Raw genomic sequence first — 3,133 nt, 5'->3', positions numbered from 1 at the left:
CCGGCACGGCCGACGCGTCCGGCACGTCCGAGGCGCCCGTGTCGACCTTCCTCGCACTGAGTGTCTCGGACGCCGCGGAGGACGTGATCGCCGTGATCCGCGGCGGCGCGCGCGGATACGTCACCAAGACCATCTCCGGTGGGGAGCTCGCCGACGCCGTGCGCCGCGTGGCCGACGGGGACGCTGTGTTCTCCCCGCGCCTGGCCGGGTTCGTCCTGGACGCGTTCGCCCGCGCCGCTCCCGGGCCGGAGGAGCGGGGTGAGCCCGTCCACGACCCGGAGGTCGACTCCCTCACTCCGCGGGAGAAGGAGGTGCTGCGGTTGTTGGCACGCGGGTACACCTACAAGGAGATCGCGGAGAAGCTGTTCATCTCGGTCAAGACCGTGGAGACGCACGCCTCCAACGTGCTGCGCAAGACCCAGCAGTCCAACCGGCACGCGCTCACCCGCTGGGCGCAGTCCCGACACCTGGACTGACGCACGCCGCCCCCACCCTCGGTGCCGTGTCGTCGCGAAGAGCGTTCCGCACACATCTGCCCGGAGTGGGGTGTGCGGAACACTCTTGGCGTTTTCGCCGGCCAGCTACCGTGGCGTCGTGAGCGAACCGCGCGACCTCCCCGTCTGCATCATCGGTGACTCCTTCGTGGCCGGGTACGGCGACGAGACCGGACGTGGATGGACCGCGCACCTGGTCGAGGAGGGCGCCGGGGTGGGCCTGAGCCTCCACACCACCGTCGCGGGGATCGGCGGGGACACCTCCGAGATGATCCTGGACCGTTGGGACGAGGTCGACCGCCGACGGGCCGCGTTCCCGACCACGGCGGTGATCGCAGAGTTCGGCGTCAACGACGTGATGGAGCACGAGGGTGCCCTCCGTGTCGAGGAGGCGGGCACGGTCTCGGCCCTGCGGGGGATGATCGCCCGTGCTCCCGAGGGGCGGTTCCTGGTGGTGGGGCCGCCACCGGTCATGTGGGAGCAGGTCAACGAGCGGATCGCCGCCCGTGCCGCGGCCATGGCCGCGGTGTGCGCCGAGGCCGGGGTGCCGTTCGTGCCGACCTTCGATTCACTGCGGCCCGGCGGCGCGTGGATGCGCGAGGTCACCGCCGGCGACGGGGCACACCCCGGCCCCGCCGGGTACGAGGAGTTCGCCCGGGTCATCTGCGACCCGGTGCTCGGGTGGCTGCGCTCCCTGCCGGACGTCGAGCCGGGCTAGCGGGAACTCTTCATGGCGGTCCTGATCGTCACGGACGGGTCGGTCTGCAGTTCGGCCAGACGGTCCGAGCCCATGGGCAGCAGCGCGATCCTCCCGCCGGAGTCGAAGTGCATCGCCCAGCCGTACGTCTTGGTCAACGGGGAGGTGCGCAGGCAGGGTTGGCCCTTGGAGAAGAACCGCTCGCGTTCGGCCGCGCGGTCGGCCTCCCCGATGCCCTTGCGAGCGCAGTGGACGTCGAAGATCAGATCGTCGCTCGTCCAGGTGTAGTCCGCACCCGAGAGCCTCTCGTACTGCAACTCGGCGATCGAGCGTTTCCCGGCCGGCGGTGCCGTGGCCGTCTCGGCCCTGGTGTCGGGTGCGGGCAGGATCAGTGTGTCGGTGTAGTCGGTGCTGTGCATGGCGCTCTTTCCTGTTCCCGTAGTGACCGCGATGGTGTGTTCTCCGTCGCGCCCGGGGCCGGTGGTCTCCGGTAATCTGAGTATCGCCGCACACCCCGTACGGCGGCAGGAGGATGAATCATGACGAGTCCGCAGAACCCTGACCGCATCGGCCAGCATTCCGAGGAGCCCGCGGACAAGGCCCGGTATGACCACGACGACGCGGTCGCCGACGAGTGGGGCGACGAGTCCTTCCCGGCCAGTGATCCCCCCGCCACCCCCTGACTCAGCGCAGTATCTCGAACTGCTCCGACACCGCCCGCAGCGCAGACGCGCTGCGGGCGAACTGTTCGGTCTCGGTGGCGTCGAGTTCCAGCTCCACCACGCGTTGCACGCCGGTCCGTCCGATCACCGCGGGCACACCGATGTAGATCCCGTCCTCGCCGTACTCGCCCCGCAGCAACGTGGAGACCGGGAGCGACACCTGCTCGTTGCGTAGGACGGCGCGCGTGATGCGGGCGAGCCCCATGCCGATGCCGTAACTGGTGGACCCCTTGGAGTCGATGATCCGGTAGGCGGCGTCCCTGGTCTCCGTGAAGATCTGGGCCAATCGTTCCCGCGTGGCCGGGTCCCCGTCGAGATCCCGGCGCAGAGGCACCCCGGAGACGTTGGCCGACGAGAAGACCGGTAGTTCGGTGTCGCCGTGCTCGCCGATGATCGAGGCGTGCACGCTCATCGGGGCGACGTCGTAGTACTCGCCCAGCATGAACCGGAAACGCGCGGAATCGAGGATCGTGCCGGAGCCGATGACCTGCGCGGAGGGCAGGCCGGAGTAGCGCCACGAGGCCTGGGCGAGGATGTCGACGGGGTTGGTGGCCACGAGCAGGATGCCGTCGAAGCCGGTTGCCATGATGTCGCCGACGATCCCCTCGAAGATCGCCATGTTCCTGCCGACCAGGTCGAGCCGCGACTCACCGGGTCGCTGGGCGGCGCCGGCGCAGATCACCACCATCGTGGCGTCCGCACAGTCGTCGTAGGTGCCCTCCGTGACGAGGGTGGGGGAGGGTGCCCACACGACGCCGTGGTTGAGGTCCATGACCTCACCGACCAGTTTGTCGTGGTCGATGTCGATGATGGACAGGTGGTCGGCCAGGCCCTGGTTGACGAGCGCGTAGCCGTAGGCGATGCCCACGTCCCCGGCGCCGATGAGCACGATGCGGTTCCCGATGGAGGCCTTCATGGTCACCGAGGGTAGATGCTCCGGGTGAACGACGGGGGACGACGACGAGGAGAACCCCGTTCGAACAGGTGTTCTTGCACTGTGTCGGACTCGTGGTGTTCACTGTTCCCCGTGATCGAAAAATAGTTCGATCCGAGCGGTTGGCGGCGTGTCGTCCGGGGTAGGAGTTGGTGGTGATGGTAGTGGGCACCTCTGTCGTTGATCTGTCCGGCCTCGGCACGGCGGACCGCGTCGCTGAGCTGCGTCGCCGACTGGCCACGATGCCCGGTGGGGGTCCGCCCGCCGCCGCGCGCTCGGGGGCGCC

The 3,133-nt window shown here is 69.2% G+C and carries 5 protein-coding genes; 3 read left to right on the top strand and 2 right to left on the bottom strand.

Annotation, left to right across the window (positions count from 1 at the left end; all coding sequences use genetic code 11):
* Both G6020_RS10120 and G6020_RS10115 read left to right on the top strand, forming a co-directional pair.
* Positions 1–476 (top strand): response regulator transcription factor (locus G6020_RS10120; RefSeq protein WP_182610532.1); only part of this gene is annotated, 476 nt, incomplete at its 5' end.
* Between the two features lie 118 nt (positions 477–594).
* Positions 595–1,212, top strand: coding sequence for a GDSL-type esterase/lipase family protein (locus G6020_RS10115; protein ID WP_182610531.1), 618 nt, complete (start codon positions 595–597; stop codon positions 1,210–1,212).
* Here G6020_RS10115 and G6020_RS10110 read toward each other — a convergent pair.
* A complete protein-coding gene (locus G6020_RS10110; protein WP_182610530.1) occupies positions 1,209–1,610 on the bottom strand; it encodes a DUF6157 family protein in 402 nt (133 codons plus the stop codon). The genes G6020_RS10115 and G6020_RS10110 overlap by 4 nt on opposite strands.
* Positions 1,611–1,730: 120 nt before the next feature.
* Here G6020_RS10110 and G6020_RS10105 point away from each other — a divergent pair, with 120 nt between their 5' ends.
* Positions 1,731–1,874 (top strand): hypothetical protein, encoded by a 144-nt coding sequence (locus G6020_RS10105; protein WP_179524701.1) that lies wholly within the window; start codon positions 1,731–1,733, stop codon positions 1,872–1,874.
* Position 1,875: 1 nt separating this feature from the next.
* On the opposite strand, the gene G6020_RS10100 is transcribed toward G6020_RS10105, so the two are convergent.
* The gene (locus tag G6020_RS10100; RefSeq protein ID WP_182610529.1) at positions 1,876–2,829 is read right to left on the bottom strand and encodes an L-lactate dehydrogenase; all 954 of its coding nucleotides are present in this window, start codon (positions 2,827–2,829) and stop codon (positions 1,876–1,878) included.
* Between the last annotated feature and the right edge of the window lie 304 nt (positions 2,830–3,133).

This window comes from Dietzia sp. B19, assembly GCF_014145155.1.
Taxonomy (GTDB): domain Bacteria; phylum Actinomycetota; class Actinomycetes; order Mycobacteriales; family Mycobacteriaceae; genus Dietzia; species Dietzia natronolimnaea.
This window is presented reverse-complemented; position numbering and strand designations above follow the sequence as displayed.